Annotated in this window: 19 protein-coding genes; 10 read left to right on the top strand and 9 right to left on the bottom strand. The window is 65.2% G+C overall.

The annotated features are described in order from the left end of the window. Nucleotides 1–53: 53 nt before the first annotated feature. The 8 genes from GGD65_RS23610 to GGD65_RS23575 all read left to right on the top strand — a co-directional run bounded on the left by GGD65_RS23610 (nucleotide 54) and on the right by GGD65_RS23575 (nucleotide 5715). A complete protein-coding gene (locus tag GGD65_RS23610; protein ID WP_183236760.1) occupies nucleotides 54–1076 on the top strand; it encodes an ABC transporter substrate-binding protein in 1023 nt (340 codons plus the stop codon). Between the two features lie 10 nt (nucleotides 1077–1086). Then, the gene (locus GGD65_RS23605) at nucleotides 1087–1902 is read left to right on the top strand and encodes an ABC transporter ATP-binding protein (RefSeq protein WP_183236759.1); all 816 of its coding nucleotides are present in this window, start codon (nucleotides 1087–1089) and stop codon (nucleotides 1900–1902) included. Further along, a complete protein-coding gene (locus tag GGD65_RS23600) occupies nucleotides 1899–2717 on the top strand; it encodes an ABC transporter permease (protein ID WP_183236758.1) in 819 nt (272 codons plus the stop codon). Before GGD65_RS23605 ends, GGD65_RS23600 begins: the two co-directional genes overlap by 4 nt. After that, nucleotides 2717–3706, top strand: a complete 990-nt coding sequence (locus GGD65_RS23595; protein ID WP_092261246.1) for a 2-hydroxyacid dehydrogenase — start codon at nucleotides 2717–2719, stop codon at nucleotides 3704–3706. The genes GGD65_RS23600 and GGD65_RS23595 overlap by 1 nt, the downstream gene beginning before the upstream one ends. Continuing rightward, nucleotides 3706–4398 carry an AprI/Inh family metalloprotease inhibitor gene (locus GGD65_RS23590; RefSeq protein WP_183236757.1) on the top strand — a complete coding sequence of 231 codons (693 nt, stop codon included), beginning with the start codon at nucleotides 3706–3708 and terminating at the stop codon, nucleotides 4396–4398. The genes GGD65_RS23595 and GGD65_RS23590 overlap by 1 nt, the downstream gene beginning before the upstream one ends. Before the next feature lie 102 nt (nucleotides 4399–4500). Then, the gene (locus tag GGD65_RS23585; protein WP_018316413.1) at nucleotides 4501–4875 is read left to right on the top strand and encodes a hypothetical protein; all 375 of its coding nucleotides are present in this window, start codon (nucleotides 4501–4503) and stop codon (nucleotides 4873–4875) included. A gap of 18 nt (nucleotides 4876–4893) precedes the next feature. After that, nucleotides 4894–5325 (top strand): hypothetical protein, encoded by a 432-nt coding sequence (locus tag GGD65_RS23580; protein WP_246783388.1) that lies wholly within the window; start codon nucleotides 4894–4896, stop codon nucleotides 5323–5325. Between the two features lie 84 nt (nucleotides 5326–5409). Next, a complete protein-coding gene (locus GGD65_RS23575; RefSeq protein ID WP_026201668.1) occupies nucleotides 5410–5715 on the top strand; it encodes a hypothetical protein in 306 nt (101 codons plus the stop codon). Nucleotides 5716–5775: 60 nt separating this feature from the next. On the opposite strand, the gene radC is transcribed toward GGD65_RS23575, so the two are convergent. The 3 genes from radC to GGD65_RS23560 all read right to left on the bottom strand — a co-directional run bounded on the left by radC (nucleotide 5776) and on the right by GGD65_RS23560 (nucleotide 8895). After that, complete coding sequence (gene radC, locus GGD65_RS23570) at nucleotides 5776–6489, bottom strand: RadC family protein (RefSeq protein WP_183236756.1); 714 nt, start codon at nucleotides 6487–6489, stop codon at nucleotides 5776–5778. Nucleotides 6490–6578: 89 nt separating this feature from the next. Continuing rightward, a complete protein-coding gene (gene map / locus GGD65_RS23565; protein WP_183236755.1) occupies nucleotides 6579–7397 on the bottom strand; it encodes a type I methionyl aminopeptidase in 819 nt (272 codons plus the stop codon). Nucleotides 7398–7578: 181 nt separating this feature from the next. Then, nucleotides 7579–8895: a mechanosensitive ion channel family protein gene (locus GGD65_RS23560; RefSeq protein WP_177237363.1), complete on the bottom strand. Its 1317-nt coding sequence runs from the start codon at nucleotides 8893–8895 to the stop codon at nucleotides 7579–7581. A 433-nt stretch (nucleotides 8896–9328) separates the two neighbouring features. Between GGD65_RS23560 and GGD65_RS23555 the strand changes: the two genes are divergently transcribed. After that, nucleotides 9329–11122: a potassium/proton antiporter gene (locus GGD65_RS23555; RefSeq protein WP_183236754.1), complete on the top strand. Its 1794-nt coding sequence runs from the start codon at nucleotides 9329–9331 to the stop codon at nucleotides 11120–11122. Nucleotides 11123–11246: 124 nt separating this feature from the next. On the opposite strand, the gene modC is transcribed toward GGD65_RS23555, so the two are convergent. The 5 genes from modC to mepA all read right to left on the bottom strand — a co-directional run bounded on the left by modC (nucleotide 11247) and on the right by mepA (nucleotide 15239). Continuing rightward, complete coding sequence (gene modC, locus GGD65_RS23550) at nucleotides 11247–11909, bottom strand: molybdenum ABC transporter ATP-binding protein (protein WP_183236753.1); 663 nt, start codon at nucleotides 11907–11909, stop codon at nucleotides 11247–11249. A gap of 2 nt (nucleotides 11910–11911) precedes the next feature. Continuing rightward, nucleotides 11912–12607, bottom strand: a complete 696-nt coding sequence (gene modB / locus GGD65_RS23545; protein ID WP_018316404.1) for a molybdate ABC transporter permease subunit — start codon at nucleotides 12605–12607, stop codon at nucleotides 11912–11914. A gap of 13 nt (nucleotides 12608–12620) precedes the next feature. Then, nucleotides 12621–13406, bottom strand: a complete 786-nt coding sequence (modA, locus tag GGD65_RS23540; RefSeq protein WP_183236752.1) for a molybdate ABC transporter substrate-binding protein — start codon at nucleotides 13404–13406, stop codon at nucleotides 12621–12623. A 195-nt stretch (nucleotides 13407–13601) separates the two neighbouring features. Continuing rightward, nucleotides 13602–14105, bottom strand: a complete 504-nt coding sequence (locus GGD65_RS23535; RefSeq protein WP_183236751.1) for a hypothetical protein — start codon at nucleotides 14103–14105, stop codon at nucleotides 13602–13604. A gap of 189 nt (nucleotides 14106–14294) precedes the next feature. Then, entirely contained in the window at nucleotides 14295–15239 is a 945-nt protein-coding gene (gene mepA / locus GGD65_RS23530) for a penicillin-insensitive murein endopeptidase (protein WP_183236750.1), read from the bottom strand. Nucleotides 15240–15776: 537 nt separating this feature from the next. On the opposite strand from mepA, the gene GGD65_RS23525 reads away from it, so the two are divergent. Beyond that, nucleotides 15777–17939, top strand: a complete 2163-nt coding sequence (locus tag GGD65_RS23525) for an EAL domain-containing protein (protein ID WP_183236749.1) — start codon at nucleotides 15777–15779, stop codon at nucleotides 17937–17939. A 36-nt stretch (nucleotides 17940–17975) separates the two neighbouring features. Here GGD65_RS23525 and GGD65_RS23520 read toward each other — a convergent pair whose 3' ends face one another. Then, entirely contained in the window at nucleotides 17976–18407 is a 432-nt protein-coding gene (locus GGD65_RS23520; RefSeq protein ID WP_018316399.1) for a hypothetical protein, read from the bottom strand. Nucleotides 18408–18537 lie beyond the last annotated feature (130 nt).

Genomic DNA, 18537 nt, shown 5'->3' with positions numbered 1-18537 from the left:
GCCTGCCACGAGCTAGACGCGATTATGCTGGAAGCGATCGACGGAGTGCCATTATGACCCCCTTTCATCTGCGCAGAGCGTTCATTGCGGGCTTGATGGCTGCTTTCGTCTGCAGCGCCGAGGCGCATGCCGAGACGCTGGACAAGGTCACCTTCGGCACCAACTGGGTCGCCGAGGCCGAGCATGGCGGCTTCTTCCAGGCGGTCGCCGACGGCACCTACAAGAAATACGGGCTAGACGTCACCATCGTTCCCGGCGGTCCCAACGAGAACAACCGGATGCTGCTGATCGCCGGCAAGATCGATTTCTTCATGGCCGCGAACACGCTGATGTCGTTCGACGCGGTCGCCAACAACGTCCCCGTCGTGACCATCGCCGCGATCTTCCAGAAAGATCCGCAGGTGATGTTGACGCAGCCGGAAGCCAAGGTCAGCAAGATCGAGGACCTCAAGCCGCTGACGCTGTTCGTCTCCAAGGAGGGCATGACCAGCTATTTCCAGTGGCTGAAGTCCGAATACGGCTTCAACGAGAAGAACGTGCGGCCCTATAATTTCAACCCGCAACCCTTCATCGCCAATCCCAAGAGCGCGATGCAGGGCTATGTCACCTCCGAGCCCTTCGCGGTCGAGAAGGCCGCCGGCTTCAAGCCCAACGTGCTGCTGCTCGCCGATTACGGCTTCAACACCTATTCGACCCTGATCGAGACGCGCCGCGACGTCGTCGAGAAGAAGCCCGATTTGGTGCAGCGTTTCGTCGATGCCTCCATGATCGGCTGGTACAATTACATCTACCGCGACAATTCCGCCGGCAATGCCATGATCAAGAAGCTCAATCCGGAGATGACCGACGACCTGCTCGCTTATTCCGTCGCCAAGATGAAGGAGCATGGCATCGTCGATTCCGGCGACAGCCTGAAGAACGGCATCGGCGCGATGAGCGACGAGCGCTACACCTCCTTCTTCAACAAGATGGTCAAGGCCGGCGTCGTGAAGCCCGAACTCGACTTCCGCAAATCCTACACGCTGCGCTTCGTCAACAAGGGCGTCGGCGTCGAGCTGCGCCCGAGCAAGCCGTAGCGCAAGCTCGATGTCATCAGGCAAAACCTCGTCCGCGGCCGACGCCGGCCTGACGCATCTCGCCGTCAGCCTGCGCGGCGTGACGAAGACCTATGACAATGGCGTCATGGCGCTCGGCCCGTTCGACCTCACTGTCCGCAAGGGCGAGTTCATCTCGCTGCTGGGTCCGTCCGGCTGCGGCAAGTCGACGGTGCTGCGGTTGATCGCGGAGCTCAGCGCGCCGTCGTCAGGCATCGTGCGGGTGGCGCGTCACGAAGGCGAGGTGCTGCCGGGCCACGGCATCGGCTTCGTGTTTCAGGAGCCGACCCTGATGCCCTGGACCAGTGTGCGCGAGAATGTGCGGCTGCCGCTGAGGCTCGCCGGCGTGCCGAAGGCCGAGGCGCGCGGGCGTGCCGACGCGGCGCTGGCCAGCGTCGGGCTCGCCGATTTCGCCGATGCCTTTCCGCGCGAGCTCTCCGGCGGCATGAAGATGCGGGTGTCGCTGGCGCGCGCGCTGGTCACCGATCCGGATATCCTGCTGATGGACGAGCCGTTCGCCGCGCTCGACGAGATCACGCGCTTCCGCCTCAACAATGATCTGCTCGCGCTGTGGCGCAGCCTCGGCAAGACCGTCATCTTCGTCACCCATTCGGTGTTCGAATCCGTCTATCTGTCGCAGCGCGTGGTGGTGATGACGGCGCGGCCCGGCCGCATCCAGGCCGATATCCGCATCGAGACGGTCGAGCCGCGCGGCGAGGCGTTTCGCACCTCCGCGGCCTATTCCGATTATTGCCGGAAGGTGTCGGCGGCGCTGGCGCCATCCTATTCGGGGCAGTCGACGTTATGAACGCGCAGGCCCCCGTCACCGCAAAACCGCGAGGCGCGCAACGCGCGATGCGCTTTGGGCTTCCCGTCATCGTGTTCGCGGCCGGCATCCTCGCCTGGGAACTCATGGTCCGCATCAAGGACATCCCGCCTTACGTGCTGCCGGCGCCCTCCGTCATCGTCCTGACGCTCATCAAGGACTGGGCGGTGCTGTCACAATCGCTCGCCACCACGCTGCTGACCACGCTCGAAGGTTTTGCCGCGGCCAGCATCGGCGGCATCGCGCTGGCGCTGTTGTTCAACCAGTCGAAATGGGTGGAATACTCGCTATTTCCCTATGCGATCGTCCTCCAGGTCACCCCTGTCATCGCGATTGCGCCGCTGCTCCTGATCTACCTGGAGCAGCAAACCGCAGTCGTCGTCTGCGCCTTCATTGTCGCGTTCTTCCCGGTGCTGTCCAACACCACGCTCGGGCTGAATTCGGTCGATCGCAACCTTGCCGGCCTGTTCCAGCTCTATGGCGCCTCAAAGCCGCAGACGCTGCGCTTTCTCAAGCTGCCCGCGGCACTGCCCTACATTCTCGGCGGCCTGCGCATCGCAGGCGGCCTGTCGCTGATCGGCGCGGTCGTGGCCGAGATCGCGGCCGGAACAGCGGGCGCCGGCTCCGGGCTTGCCTACAGGATCGCGGAATCAGGCTATCGATTGAACATACCCCGCATGTTCGCAGCGCTGCTTTTGTTGTCGCTTGCCGGGATTGTCATCTATGGGGTGCTGGCGCTAGTTTCGCACCTCGTTTTACGGCGCTGGCATGAAAGCGCGCTTGGAAAGGAAAACTGATGGCTGCCGGTTCGATTTCGTCCGAAAAGATCGACCTTCTGATCTATGGGCCGGTGCGGCCGATTCTCGAGAACGGGTTTTCCGACCATTTCGTCGTGCACAAGGCCGAGACGCACGGCGACCTCGAACGGCTGACGCCGGCGATCCGCGAAAAAATCCGTGGCGTCGCCGTGACCTATCACACCGTCCGTGCCGACAAGGGTTCGCTGTCGCAGCTGCCCAAGATCGAGATGGTGGCAAGCTTCGGCGTCGGCTACGATCACGTCGATGCCAAATACGCGGCCGAGCACGGCATCATCGTCACCAACACGCCCGACGTGCTGACCGAGGAGGTCGCCGACGTCGCGATGGGCCTGCTGATCTCCACCTTGCGCGAATTCATCAAGGCCGACCGCTACGTGCGCTCCGGGCTCTGGCAGACGCAGAACTATCCGCTCAGCGTCGGCTCGCTGCGCGACCGCAAGGTCGGCATCGTCGGCATGGGCCGGATCGGGCAGGCCATCGCGCGCCGGCTCGATGCCTCGCTGGTGCCGGTGGTCTACCACTCGCGAAACCCGTCCAAGGACGTCTCCTACAAGCACTACCCTGATCTGATCGAGATGGCGAAGGCGGTGGACACCTTGATGGTGATCGTGCCCGGCGGCGCCTCGACCAACAAGATGATCAATGCCGAGGTGCTGAAGGCGCTCGGCCCGCGCGGTGTGCTGGTCAACGTCGCACGCGGCTCGGTGGTCGACGAGCCGGCGCTTGTGCAGGCGCTCAAGTCGGGTACCATCCTGGCCGCCGGCCTTGACGTGTTCGCGGCGGAGCCGACTGTGCCGGACGAGCTCAAGACCATGCAGAACGTCGTGCTGCTGCCGCATATCGGCTCGGCCTCGGTGGTGACGCGCAACGCGATGGACCAGCTCGTGGTCGACAACCTCAAGTCATGGTTCTCAGGCAAGGCGCCGCTGACGCCGGTTGCCGAAACGCCGTTCAAGGGGCGCTGATGAAAATTCTTCGGGTCGTTGCATTCGCCGTCGCGGCCCACTTGGCCGCGATCGGCGCTGCGCATGCGCAGGATGCAACGAGCCTGAAGAAAGAGATGCTCGGTCAGTGGGAGCTCTCCACCACCGAGCGCAGCAAGACCTGTGTCGTCACGATGAAGGGCGATGTCGCGGGGCAGGGCTTCAAGCTCGAGCTGGAGCCGGCCTGCAAGGCAGCGCTGCCCTTCACCAAGGACATCGTCGCCTGGAGCGTCAGGGGCCTCGACATCGTCCGCCTGCAGGATGCGACCGGTGAGGCCGTGATCGACTTCACCGAGGTCGAGGCCGGCATCTTCGAAGGCCTGCGCCAGGGCGAGGGCGTCTACATCCTGCAGGATCTCGCCGCCGCCCGCTCGATGGCCAAGTCGATGGACCAGATGATCGGGGACTGGACGATGGTGCGCGGCAACGGCCAGCCGGTCTGCGGGCTGACGCTGACCAACACGGAAGCCGGCCAGGACAATTTCCAGGTCTTCCTCAAGCCGAAATGCGACGCGGCCATCGCGCAGTTCAACCCGACGCAATGGCGGCTCGAGCGCGGCCAGATCATCCTGATGTCGAAGTCTGGCAACGTCTGGCAGTTCGAGGCCGACGACAACGCGCAGTGGCGGCGCGTCCCCGATACCGCCGATCCCCTCATCATGCTGCGTCAATAGGCGGCCCGACATCCGTTGCCGCCGAATGACGCCACGCGAAGGCGGAACCTGCAGACCGGGCATCTCGTTGACGGAAGAGGTGATTTCGTTGGGAGATCCGGCATGGCCAAGCGCGTCCTCGCGATCGGCATCGAACCCGGCAGTGCCGACTACAGCGCATTCCCGCAGCTCACGCCGGAGCTCGTGCGAACCTACATCGAGGCGCAGCTCTTGCGTCTGCGCGATCTCGGCTTCGAGGTCACGAGCTGCCTGATCGATCTCGACGCCACCGCGGAAGCCAGCGTCACGGCGGCACTGCGCGACGAGCGCTTCGACTGTGTCGTGATCGGCGCCGGCCTGCGCGAGCCGAAGGAGCGCCTCGTGCTGTTCGAGAAGGTGCTCAACCTCGTCCACCGCCTCGCGCCTGACGCTGCGATCTGCTTCAACACCACGCCCGCCGATACCGTCGAGGCCGTGCAGCGCTGGGTCGAACCGTAATCTTCGGCCTGGAGGCAAGTGCGCCGCCGTCTGGGCGGCCGCCACGTCTTTTCTGTGGCCTGCATGACATGGTGCATGATACGGTCGCTGCAATCCAGCGTAGAGCATGAATTCCGTTCGGGCCCTTCGATGTTCAGAGCCGTCGTCATCGTTGTCCTCGCCTTTGCCCTGTCCGGCTGCGATGCCTTTGGCGCGCTGAAAGACGGAATGCAGCACGCACGGGCCGTGGAGGGCGATCTCGAGCAATCGACCGGCGTCAGGCCGCAGGTCGGTTTCAACTGGCGCAATGGCCGCCTCGCATCGGTGACGGTCATGTTTCCGGGCCTTTATCAGACCAAGCCGTTGGGCGACCTCGCCGGCCTCGTGCGCGAGACAGTGACCAGGGAATTCAAGCAGGCACCGGACGCGATCGTGCTCTCGTTTGCCCTGGGCAAGGGTCCTTCGGCCTGAGGCCCCGCGCTGGCTGCGACAATTGGTCTGGTCCGGCGCCGTCCCGAGCGCTATGACTGGCGGCATCAACCGGGAGGATTCGGGATGCTTCGAGCTGTTGGAATGGCGGTGTGTCTGACGGTTGCGATGGCGGTGCCGGTGCATGAGGCCGCCGCCCAGGATGCCATCGGCGGCGCGATCATCGGCGGCGTCGGCGGGGCGATCCTCGGTGGCGCGCTCGGCGGAGGCCGCGGTGCTGCCATCGGTGCCGTCGTCGGCGCCGGCACGGGCGCCGCGATCGCCTCCGAAGGCGAGCGCCGCCGCTCCGGCTACTACGCCTATCAGCGCGGCTGCTACATGCAGAGGCCGGACGGCTACTACGTCCGGGTCGATCACAGGTATTGCTACTGAGCGATCATCGCGTTCTTGGCGAGCGGCCGCAACGCGCATCGCGACGGACGGTATCTCGCCCTAGATCAACCGCATCCCGCGCAGGCTGGCATGTCCGCTCTTGCCGACGATGATGTGATCGTGCACGGCAATCCCGAGCGGCTTGGCGATGTCGATGATCGCCTTCGTCATCTGGATATCCGCCTGCGAGGGCGAGGGATCGCCTGAGGGATGGTTGTGCACGAGGATCAGGGCGGTCGCTGATAATTCCAGCGCGCGCTTGATCACTTCGCGCGGATAGACCGGGGTGTGGTCGACGGTGCCGGTCTGCTGCACCTCGTCGGCGATGAGCTGGTTGCGCTTGTCGAGAAACAGCAGGCGAAACTGCTCCTTGTCGGCAAACGCCATGCTGGAGCGGCAATAATCGATCACCTCGTTCCAGGACGACAGCGCGTTGCGGCTGTTGACCTCGCCCTTGGTCACGCGGCTCGCGGCGGCCGCAATCAGCTTGAGCTGGTTGATCGCGGCTTCGCCGATGCCGTCAACCTCGCGCAAACGCGCCACCGGCGCGTGCACGACCTCGGCGAACGAGCCGAAGGTCTTGATCAGCGTCTTCGCGAGCGGCTTGGTGTCGCGCCGCGGCAGCGTCGGAAACAGCGCCATCTCCAGGAGCTCGTAATCGCTCAGTGCATCCGCGCCGGCATTGTAGAAGCGCTCGCGCAGCCGCTCGCGATGGCCGTGATAATGCGGCGCGTCCTCAGGTTTGCTCTTGTCGTGGTCCGGCTTGGCGGGCATCGGCCGCCAGCATCGCCGGGGGCTAGCGCTTTTGCAACCGTCAATTGCGTCGGCGAGTTCGGTTGATGCCTAAGGGTGACCCTGAAGGATCACCCGATCTGCTTCTCGCCGTGCCGCTCCGACAGCGTAAAAATCTCGACGCCATCAGCGGTGACGCCGACGGAGTGCTCGAACTGTGCCGACAGCGATCGGTCGCGGGTGACGGCAGTCCAGCCGTCGGAGAGGATCTTCACATGCGGCTTGCCGAGATTGATCATCGGCTCGATGGTGAAGAACATGCCGGGCTTGAGCTGCACGCCTTCGCCGGGCCGGCCGATATGGATGATGTTCGGCTCGTCGTGGAACATGCGGCCCAGACCGTGGCCGCAGAAATCGCGCACCACGCTCATGCCCTGCGGCTCGACGAAGCTCTGGATGGCGTGGCCGATGTCGCCGGTGGTGGCGCCGGGCTTCACCGCGGCGATGCCGCGCATCATCGCTTCATAGGTCACCTCGATCAGCCGCTCGGCCTTGCGGGCGATCGGGCCGACCGCATACATCCGGCTGGAATCGCCATACCAGCCGTCGACGATGAGGGTGACGTCGATGTTGACGATGTCGCCTTCCTTCAGCGGACGGTCACCGGGCATGCCGTGACAGACCACATGGTTGAGCGAGGTGCAGGTCGAGTAGCGATAGCCGCGATACATCAGCGTCGCCGGATAGGCATTGTTGCTGAAGGCGAAGTCGCGGACGAATTCGTCGATGCGCTCGGTCGGCACGCCGGGCCCGACGATGTCGGTGAGCTCGTCGAGGCACTTGGCCACCAGCGCGCCCGCCTTGCGCATGCCGGCAAAGGCGCTCGGCCCATGCAGCTTGATCTGTCCGGTCTTGCGCAGGGAGGTATCGGAGGCTTCGACGTAGCTCATGCGGGCGCAATCTTCTGAGGTGGGCTTATCGGCGGAAAGTCTTGATTTCAGGCCCCAATTTAATGATTGCGGGCCTTCGCGCAAGCCAAGGCGGAGCGTTTTCGAGCGACGTGGCTACCGGTTCGTGTGAAGAAAACGCGTCAAACAAGGATCTTGCCGCCTGTTGCGCCCGAAAGCGGGCCTAATTCGGGACTTCTACGGTGGTTTCCACCGGCAGCGCGCCGCCGCGGATGCGGATTTCGCGGACGGGGTAGGGAACCCGGATGCCCTCGCGCTTGAAGGCGTCCCACAGTGCCAGCATCACGTCGCTCTTGACGTTGTCCATGCCGTCGGGGTCCGCGATCCAGAAGGTCAGCGAGAACTTCATCCCGGCTTCCGCGAACTCGGTCAGGATGGAGTTCGGCGGCTTGCCCTTCGTCGCGCGCGGATGGGCCGCTGCGGTCTCGGCGGCGAGCTTGGTGACCAGGCGGGGGTCGGCGTCGTAATTGGTGCCGAAGGCGATCTTCACCAGCGTGTTTTTGTCGGTATAGGTCCAGTTGACGACCTTCTGCGTCACCAGATCCTCGTTCGGCACCAGGAACTCGCGGCCGTCGCCGGCGGCGACGGAAATGTAACGCGTCTTCATCGCGCTGATGCGGCCGGTATTGTCGCCGATGGTGACGAGGTCGCCGGGCTTCACCGATTTGTCGGCAAGCAGGATGATGCCCGAGATGAAGTTGGCCACGATCTTCTGCAGGCCGATACCGATGCCGACGCCGACCGCGCCGGAGAACACCGCAAGCGCCGACAGGTCGATGCCGACCGCGCCGAGCGCAATGACGATTGCGACGGCAAGAAGCCCGATGCGGATGATCTTGACCAGCAGCACCTGCACGGACGGCGTCAGATCGGTGGTTGCGTTGATCCGGCTCTCGGCGAAATTGCTCGCGATGTTGGTGAGCCACAGCGCGATCAGCAGGAGCGCGCCGGCCTTGAGGACCAGCAGCGGGGTCAGCCTGAGGCCGCCGAGCACGATCGCGTAGGAATCGAGCAGGTCGACCGTCGTATCGAGCTGGCCGAGGATCGAGAGCGCGGCGAGAAGCCACGCCGTGATCGACACCAGGCGGACGATGAAGGCGTTGCGCAGCACCGAGGTCACCAGCCGGATCACGAGCCAGGCGAAGCCCAGCTTGGCGGCGACCATCAGCAGATAGGAGCGGCTCGGCCAGGTCGCGTGATACATCACCACGCGCGAGATGATCACGAGCAAGGTGAACACCGCCGTCGAGGCGCTGGAGACCATCACCCGGGCGAAGTGCCGGAGCGGCAGCGGCCAGCGCATCGTCAGCGCGGTCATGTCGACCCGGTTGCGCACGCCGGTCTCGGCGGCATAAGCGATGCCGGCCGCGGCCAGGATGAGGCCGAATTGCAGGTAGAACCAGGGCGAGGAGATTTCCGCCCCGACGCTGCGCGCGGTGGTCTGCACGAACTCCATGAAGTCCTTGAGGTCCATGTCCATCGGTCTCGTCGGCAAGCGGGGAGGAATTGATTCGAGGGAGCCGCAGAATCCCACAAAGAGCGCGGCCGGGCCATCGATACACCGCGAAGTGAAGTGCGTTAAGGCCGTAAAATGCGGGCAGATTGCCGCGAGCGGGAGAAATGGGTTGGCGTGCCGCTGCGGCGACGATAGAGATGCTGAAGCAGAATAATTGTTGGACGAATAGGGTACCGGCAAGCGCGCTCTTCGCCTCTCCCCGCTTGCGGGGAGAGGCCGGATCGCATCGTCAGATGCGATCCGGGTGAGGGGGACTCTCCGCGAGTCCATCTGTCGCCGCCCCCGCGGAGAGCCCCCCTCACCCCAACCCTCTCCCCGCAAGCGGGGCGAGGGGGCGCACTGCCGGTGCCTGCCTAGCCCTTTATTGCGTCCATTCCGGAGTAACCCGCAGCACCGCATGGCCTCTCTCGACTCCGTCAGCATCGCCATATTGCTCGGCTCCGTCCTCGTGATGGCCGGTATCCTGTCGAGCCTGCTTGCGCTGCGCTTCGGAGCGCCCTTGCTGCTCGTCTTCCTTGTGATCGGCATGCTCGCGGGCGATTCCGGCCCCGGCGGGCTCCAGTTCGACGACGTCCGCACCACCTATCTGGTCGGCTCGGTGGCGCTGGCCCTGATCCTGTTCGACGGTGGCCTGCGAACGCGCTTTGCCAGCATCCGCACCGTGCTCGCGCCGTCCGTTGTGCTCGCGACCGTCGGCGTGCTCTTGACCGCGCTGATCACGGCGCCGTTCGCCAAATACGCGCTCGACCTCAATTGGACGGAGTCGCTGCTGGTCGGCGCGGTGGTCGCCTCGACCGACGCCGCCGCCGTCTTCCTGCTGGTGCACACCCAGGGCCTGCGCCTGCGCCCGCGCGTCGGCGCGACGCTGGAGGCCGAATCCGGCACCAACGATCCTTTCGCGATCTTCCTCACTTTGATGCTGGTCGAATACATCTCACTGGGATCGAGCTCCGCAAGCCATGTGGCGATGGAGTTCATCCAGGAGGCGGTGCTGGGCGCCGTCGTCGGCGTCTTCGGCGGACGGCTCGTCGTCATCGCGCTCAACAAGGTCGCGCTGCCGCAGGGTCTGCACGCGCCGTTCGTGACGACCGCGGCGCTCGTGATCTTCGGCGGCTCGCAGATCATGCACGCCTCCGGCTTCCTCGCGGTCTATCTGGCCGGCATCATCATCGGCAACCGGCCGACCCGCGCGCATAATTCGGTGGTGGCTTTCCTCGATGCCGCAACCTGGCTGGCGCAGATCGTGATGTTCGTGCTGCTCGGCCTGCTGGTCTCGCCGAGCCGGTTAGGGGCCAGCGTGCTGCCGGCGGTCGGGGTCGCCTTCGTGCTGATGCTGGTGGCGCGGCCGATCGCCGTGTTCGTGTGCCTGGCGCCGTTCCGCTTCAACTGGCGCGAAAAGATCTTCATCGCCTGGACCGGCCTGCGCGGCGCCGTCGCGATCTTCCTGGCCTCGATCCCGATGCTGGTCGGCCTGTCCAAGGCCTATCTCTATTTCGACGTCGCCTTCGTCGTCGTCATCATCTCGCTGCTCTTGCAAGGCTGGACGCTGGCCCCCGCCGCGCGCAAGCTGCACGTGGCGCTGCCGCGCGCCGAGCGCGGTCCGCGCCGTGTCGAGCTGGATCTGCCCGGCCAGCTCGAGCAACAGCTGGTCGGCTATCCGGTGCGGCCCAAGAGCCTGTATTTCCGCCGCGGCCTGATCCCGTCCTGGTCCAAGCCGACGCTGGTGATCCGCAACGAGAACATTTTGACGCCGCTGGAGGCCGACCCCATCGCGCCCGGCGACTACATCTACCTGCTGGCGCCGCCGGAAAAGGCCGAATCGCTCGACCGTTTCTTCGTCGACATGCAGCCGAGCTCGGCGCCCGATCCGCATCTGCTCGGCGACTTCATGGTCTCCGGTGAGCACACGCTGGCCGAGCTCGCCGGGATCTACGGCGTCAAGGTCGGCGAGGACGAGAGCAAGCTGACGCTGGCCGATTATTTCGACGTCCATCTCGACCGCGCCCCGAAAGAGGGCGCCGAGCTCCCGCTCGACGAGATCGTGCTGGTCGCGCGCAGCATCTCCGGCGGCCGCGTCAATGTCGTCGGCCTGCGCCTGCCGGAAGAAGACGAGACGCCACCGCCGCTGACGCGGGCGCAGGCGCTGCGGCGCAGGCTCGCGGACGTGTGGACGTCGGTGGCGGGAGTTTAGCGGGGCTCGACCTTCGCTTTTCGAATGACAGTTCGTAGCCCGGATGGAGCGCAGCGTAATCCGGGGCCGCTGTATCGGTACGGAAGAGTCCCGGATTGCGCTGCGCTCCATCCGGGCTACGCCCTCACATCAGCACCTTCACTCCGCCAAAACTCGTCACCCGCCCCTGTTTCAGCATCACGATCTGCGTCGCGAGCTGGCGCAGCTCGGCGGCGTCGTGGCTGACATAGACCATCGGCACGTTCGCCTCGTCGCGCAGCCGCACCAGATAGGGCAGGATCTCGAGCTTGCGGCCCTCGTCGAGCGCGCCGAGCGGTTCGTCGAGCAGCAGCAGGCGCGGTTTTGCCAGCAGCGCGCGTCCGAGCGCGACGCGCTGGCGCTCGCCGCCGGAGAGCTTCCCGGGACGGCGGCCCTGCAGGTTACCGATATCGAGCAGGTCGATGACGCGCTTGTGCTGCGCCGGATCCGGCGCCAGGCGGTTCATCTGCCGTCCATAGTCGAGATTCTGCGCGACGTTGAGATGCGGGAATAGCCGTGCGTCCTGGAATACATAGCCGATGCGGCGGCGCCAGGCCGGGACATGGATGCCGGCCGCGGTGTCGTCGACGGTTTCGCCGTCGAGCACGATGGTGCCGCGGTCCGGCCGCAGCAGCCCCGCGATCATGTTGACCAGCGACGTCTTGCCGGCCCCCGAGGCGCCGAACAGGCCGATGACGCGGCCCTCGCCGGTGAAGGATGCTTGAAGCGAGAATTCACCGAGTTGCTTCTCGACGTCGACGCGCAGCATGGTCAATTCCCGTGCAGGCGCTGCGTAGCGCGGCGAGCGAACCATTCGGCGGCGATCAGTGCGCCCAGCGCCAGCACGATCGAGACGATCACGAGCCGGCCGGCCGCGGCGTCACCGTCCGGCGTCTGGATCAGCGAATAGATCGCCGAGGAAATCGTCTGGGTCTCGCCGGGAATGTTGGAGACGAAGGTGATGGTGGCGCCGAACTCGCCGATCGCCTTGGCAAAGCCCAGCACCATGCCGGCGAGCACGCCGGGCAGCGCCAAGGGCAGCGTCACCGTAAAGAACACTTTCCATGGCGCGGCTCCGAGCGTCTCGGCGGCCTGCTCGAGCCGGCGGTCGATCGCCTCGATCGACAGCCGCATCGGGCGCACCAGCAGCGGGAACGACATCAGGCCGCAGGCAAGCGCCGCTCCGGTCCAGCGGAAGGCGAAGACGATGCCGAAAGTGTCGGCCAGGAAGCCGCCGACGAGTCCCTTGCGGCCGAAGGTGAGGAGCAGGAGATAACCGGTGACGACAGGCGGCAGCACCAGCGGCAGATGCACGAATGCGTCGAGCATCGACTTGCCCCAAAAGTCCTTGCGGGCAAGCAGCCACGCCAGCGCAATGCCGAACGGCGTCGCCACCAGCGTTGCGATGATCGCGACCCTGAGCGAGAGCAGGATCGCGGTCCATTCGGCGGGAGAGATGTCTGACATCAAGTGGTGAATATCAGATTGTCGGGCTGACCAGGAACTTGAAGCCGTATTTTTCCAGAATGGTCTTGGCGGCGGAGGAGCGCAGGAAGGCGAGATAGTCGCTGGTCCCGTCCTTCGCCGTCGTGGTCGCGGCGACCGGATAGATGATCGCGGGATGCGACTCCGCCGGGAAGGTGCCGACGATCTTGACGCCGGGCTCGACCTTGGCGTCGGTGGCATAGACGATGCCGAGGTTGGCCTCGCCGCGCGCCACCAGCGTCAGCGCGGCGCGCACGCTCTCGGCCATCGCGAATTTCGGCTCGGCGGCGTGCCATGCCCCGAGCTTCTCCAGCGCCGCCTTGGCGTATTTGCCGACGGGTACGGACTTGACGTCGCCGGTTGCGATCCTGCCGTCGCCGGCAAGCTTGGCGAGGTCGAAACCTTGCGTGATGGTGACGTTGTCGATCTTGGAATCCTTTGGCGCGATCAGCACGATGCTGTTGCCGAGCAGATTGACTCTGGAAGGCTCGTTGATGGTCTTCCTGGCGATCGCGTAGTCCATCCAGTCGGTGTCGGCGGAGACGAACACGTCGGCCGGCGCACCCTGCTCGATCTGCCGCGCCAGCACCGAGCTCGCGGCATAGCTGACCGAGAATTTGACGCCGGTCCTGGCGGTGTAGGCGGCATCGATCTCGTCGAGCGCGTTCTTCATGGACGCCGCGGCGAACACGGTGATGGTCTTGTCCTCGGCGGCGGCCGGCGAAAGGCTCGCGCTTGCGAGGATCACGAGGGCGGTGAAAAGTCGACAAATGCGTAACATGGGGAGCGCTCCGTGCGAGTCCGCGCGCGCAAGATGCACGCACAGGTCTGGCGTTGGTGGGTCAGGTCGCGACGGGTGGAAGCGCTGCTCCACGGGGCCCGGCTGCGGCTTACGGCCGGCAGGGATATCGCAATTGCGAAGATAGCAGGCTGGCGCCCGAGGTCAAAGGGTGGCCGCTTGTCCGGCCGGGCGGGCCTATTGCGCCGGCAGGATCGCGATCCCGACCGAATTCTCCTTGGCGCCGCTGAGCTGAAGGACGAAAGGCTGCGCCGAAAGCTCGTATTTCACGGACTTGCGGATGCCGCCGCAACCGGTGGCACCGCTGAAGGCCACGGGCTTGAGAACATGCCCATCCTGGACCACGTCGATCCAGGCGCCGGCGGACAGGCTGATCGTGTAGAGCCCGGCCGTGGCGGACTTGACGCTCGTGAAGCCGGCGAAGCTGCCGTCCTTGGGCGCGCGCTCCGGCGGCGTCGGCAGTTTTGCCTCGCTTGGAGCAACCAGTCCCAGCGTGATGGCCGAGGAGGGCAAGCTCGCCTGCTCGCTGCCCGATGCGAGTGTTGTGCGGTCCGGCGCGGTGAGCGCGGCGCGCTCGCGCTCGATCGGCCATTTGAACTTGTCGCAGCCGCTCGGTTCTTCAGCGGCGAGAGCGGAGGTCGCGCCGAACGAGAGTGCAGCGAGGAAGGCAAAGACGCGCATGTGAAATCCCATCGTTGGCCGCGCGAGCGGTGCGAGGCTTGCGGTCAGGCTTGTTCGACGGGATGCGCGTCCCGGAGATGCCGCGGGCTTACGGCTGAGCGGCGAGGTCATCCTAACGCATTATTATGACGCGAACCAACCAACGAGTTCGTCATCCCGGGACGACAGCGGCAGCGCGGTCCACACACACTACGGCTTTGCATCCGCCCCATGCAGCACCGCTTTGCATGCTGCCGGCATCTGCGCCAGCGTCATCGGCGGTTTCGGCTTTGGCGGCTCCGGCGGCGGCTTGGGGTGCAGCACCGCGTCGGAGAACCAATAGGCGAGATCGGCGGGCTTGCAGCCTTCGTCCTCGGCCTGCGACGGCTGGCCCTCGCATTCGCCGGCGCCCGCTGGGCAGCGCATGCGAATGTGGAAATGATAATCGTGGCCCCACCAGGGGCGGATCTTCGAGAGCCAGGCGCGGTCGCCCTTGGCCTCGCGGCACAGCGCCTTCTTGATCGCGGCGTTGACGAAGATGCGCTGCACCGCAGGCTCCCGCGCCGCGTCGCGCAGCACCAGCACATGGCCTGACGTGAACACTTTTGGATCGATGTCGAGCCGGTCGCGGCGCACCATCATCACCGCCGACATGTCCTCGCGTTCCTCGCGCGAGAGGCGGCGGTCCGGCATCGGCGTCAGCCAGATGTCGGCATCGAGGCCGATCTGGTGGCTGGCATGACCCGACAGCGCCGGCCCGCCGCGCGGCTGAGCGATGTCGCCGACCAGGATGCCGGGCCATCCCGCGTCCTTGCGCGCTTTGGCCGCGAGCCGCTTGATCAGCGCGATCATCTCGGGGTGGCCGTAGCTGCGGTTGCGCGACAGCCGCATCACCTGCCAATTGTCGCCGTTGAGCGGCATCTGCTCGGCGCCGCCGATGCAGCCCTTGGTGTAGGAGCCGATGACATGGGCCGCCCCCTTCGACGGCAGCAGCTTGCGCGCGAACAGCTCCTTGGCGGCGAGATCGGGGTCGTTGGGATTGGCCAGCGGCGGCAGCGGCTTCGGGGTGACGCTGCCCTTGTCCTGGGCCAGCGCGCCGCCGGCGGTCAGGAACGCCGCTAAAACCAGGAGAGGGGTGAGGCGGCGGGGACTCATGCGCAGCCCTTATAACCCAACACGGCGTCGGGGTTAAGAATGGGGCTGTGCTTCGGCGGACGATCTCACAGCGTCTTGACGACCGTTGCCCCAGCGCGAAGGCGCGCCCGGCATGTCGATCCCACGTCCAACAAGGTCGTCCAAAAGTCGTGTTTTTTCGTGGAGCCAGCCGGATTCTTAACAGTGCGATAACCGTATCCTGCATTGACCAAAATTCATGCGCGGAGCGAGGACCGTTTTCCGCCGGCATGCAAGCCGATGCATTTTCGGAATTGAATCATGAATAGTGCGCATATTTGCGGTCTTTCTGCGATAGCGGCGAGGCAACAGGTTTGCCGCGCCCTGTGACGCTGCTGCGCCTCTCAAACAGGCAAATCGATCCGGTCTACAGCCGCCGCAAGGCGCGGCCGCGTCCGGCCGGACCACCCAAGATTACTTTTTTTCAGACACTTGCCCCAAAACTTGCGCCGTTGGGCGCGACTGGGACGAGTGAAGTTGGGTTTGGGGTCTCGAAAAACAAGAAAACGAAAGCAAAGCGTGCTTGCCCGGGCCGGCCAATCGCCGCGCAAGCCGCGCTTCGCGCGCGCGCCGCGCGCCCTTACGGAGCGCGATGAAGTCCTGCGCAGCCGCGCCGAGGCGGAAGCTGCGATCGCGGACGCGCGCAAATCCCACGAGCGCCTGCGCCAGGCCGTCGACATCCTGCCGCAAGGCATCGTGTTTCTCGACGCCGAAGGCCGCTACGTCCTCTGGAACAAGAAATACGCCGAGATCTACAGCAAGACCGCCGATCTGTTCGAAGAGGGCGCGCGTCTCGAAGACACGCTGCGCATCGGCGTTGCTCGCGGCGATTATCCTGAGGCGATAGGCCACGAGGACGAGTGGATCGCCGAGCGCCTGCAAAGGCTCTATCAGCCCGGCGCGCGCCACGAGCAGAAGCTGTCGGACGGCCGCGTCATCCTGATCGACGAGCGCCTGACCGACGATGGCGGCGTCGTCGGCCTGCGCGTCGACATCACCGAGTTGAAGCAGCGCGAGGCCTCGTTCCGCCTGCTGTTCGACGGCAATCCCGTTCCCATGATCGTCTGCGCGCTGGACGACGAGCGCATCCTCGGCGTCAACGACGCCGCGGTCGCGCATTACGGTTACAGCCGCGCCGAGTTCGAGCGGTTGAAGATCCGCTCGCTGCAGGCTTTCGACAGCGAGCCGCCCTGGACCGCCGGCTCGACCGGCGAGGAGCAGGCCGGCCGCACCTGGAAGCACGTCAAGGCCGACGGCGCGCTGATCGACCTTGCGATCTATTCCCGCGAATTGACCTATGCCGAGCGGCCGGCGGTGCTGCTCGCGCTGATGGACATCACCGAGCGCAAGCGCGCCGAGGCTCGGCTCGCCTTCATGGCCCAGCACGACGGCCTGACCGGCCTGCCCAACCGCAGCCTGCTGCGCCAGCAGGTGGACGAGATGCTGCTGCACACGCGGCGCAGCACCGACAAGGTCGCGCTGCTGATGCTGGGGCTCGACAGTTTCAAGTCGGTCAACGACACGCTGGGATACGCGGTCGGCGACAAGCTGCTGCGCGGCGTCGCCAAGCGGCTGCGCTCCACCTTGCGTGAGGAAGACGCGCTGGCACGGCTCAATTCCGACGAGTTCGCGATCGTGCAGAGCGGCCTGACGCGTCCCGAGGACGCGGTGATGCTGGCAAAACGTCTGCTCGCGGCGATTGCCGATCCCTATCTGCTCGACGGCCATTCCGTGGTGATCGGCGCCTCGATCGGCATCGCGATGGCGCCGGGCGACGGCGATGATTCCGAAAAGCTGCTCAAGAGCGCCGACATGGCGCTGTCGCGCGCCAAGCTGGACGCGCGCGGCACCTTCGCCTTCTTCGAGGCCGCGCTCGATGCCAAAGCGCAGAGCCGCCGCAAGATCGAGGTCGAGCTGCGCGGCGCGATCCAGAACGACGTGCTGCGCCCTTACTATCAGCCATTGATCGACCTGCAGAGCGGCCGCATCACCGGCTTCGAGGCGCTGGTGCGCTGGCCGCATGCCGAGCGTGGCATGATCTCGCCGGCCGAGTTCATTCCGGTCGCCGAGGACACCGGCCTGATCAATCCGCTCGGCGGGTTGATGCTGCGCCGGGCGTGCCTGGACGCCGCGACCTGGCCGGACGACGTTCGCGTCGCGGTCAACCTGTCGCCGCTGCAGTTCCGAAGCGGCAATCTGCTTTCGATCGTGACGGACGCCTTGAGGCATTCCGGCCTGCCGCCGCGGCGGCTCGAGCTCGAGATCACCGAGACGCTGCTGCTGGAGAAGAGCGCACAGGTGCTGGCGACGCTGCATGCGCTGCGCGCGCTCGGGGTGCGCATCTCGATGGACGATTTCGGCACCGGCTATTCCAGCCTCAGCTATTTGCGCAGTTTTCCGTTCGACAAGATCAAGATCGACCAGTCCTTCGTGCGCGATTTAGGAGCCAACCGCGAGGCCCAGGCGATCATCCGCTCCATCGTCAGCCTCGGGAAGGGTCTTGGCGTCACCATCACCGCCGAAGGTGTCGAGACAGAAGCCGAGCTCAGCTGCCTGCGCACCGAGGGCTGCGACGAGGGCCAGGGCTTCCTGTTCAGCAAGGCCCGGCCGAACGCCGAGATCATCAGCCTGCTGGCCGCGCAGCGCGGCATCGACGGCGAGGACGCCGCGCTGGTGGCGTAGATCTTGGAGCGTCCGCTTCCAGGTTGAAGTTCGGGGCTACCGGCGACAGTGGCGGATGAACGTCACATTCCGGGCGTACAGGTAAGTGTACGGGTCCACCTGTTCGAGCGCGTGGTGCTTCATCACCCAGTCCCGCACCGCGGGCGCATAGGACGACATCATCAACTGAGTCTCGCCGGGGTTGATGCTGCGGTCGCCGTGATGCGCGGCGTGAAACATGAAATAGCCGCTCGGGGCAATGCAGATCTTGTCGAGGGGAACGACCCCCAGGACCGTTGTGCAAGACGACTTGCAGCGACCGTCGATCACCACGCGATCATATTCTGCGTTGACGTGTGTGTACGTGTAGATATGCGCGGCGGTGTTTCCGCCGGGGTCGTGAAGATAATAGACCTTTTCCGCAGAAGCGGATGCCGCCATGACCAACGTGAAGAGGATCGTACCGATCAGGGTTGGAATCCGGCGCATATCACCTCCCTTTTGTCTGGGCGTGTCCTGCAGATTATGCTGTTGTGAGACGCTACCTTAGGCTGCCGAAGGGTGTGATCAAAATGCGTTGAGCAACCCTATGGATCCAGCCAACGTGCCCGCGATCGGC

The sequence above is a fragment of the Bradyrhizobium sp. CIR18 genome, assembly GCF_014198295.1.
In the GTDB taxonomy this organism is placed as follows: Bacteria; Pseudomonadota; Alphaproteobacteria; order Rhizobiales; family Xanthobacteraceae; genus Bradyrhizobium.
Note: the sequence above shows the minus strand (reverse complement) of the source record. Positions and strands in the feature narration are given on the sequence as shown.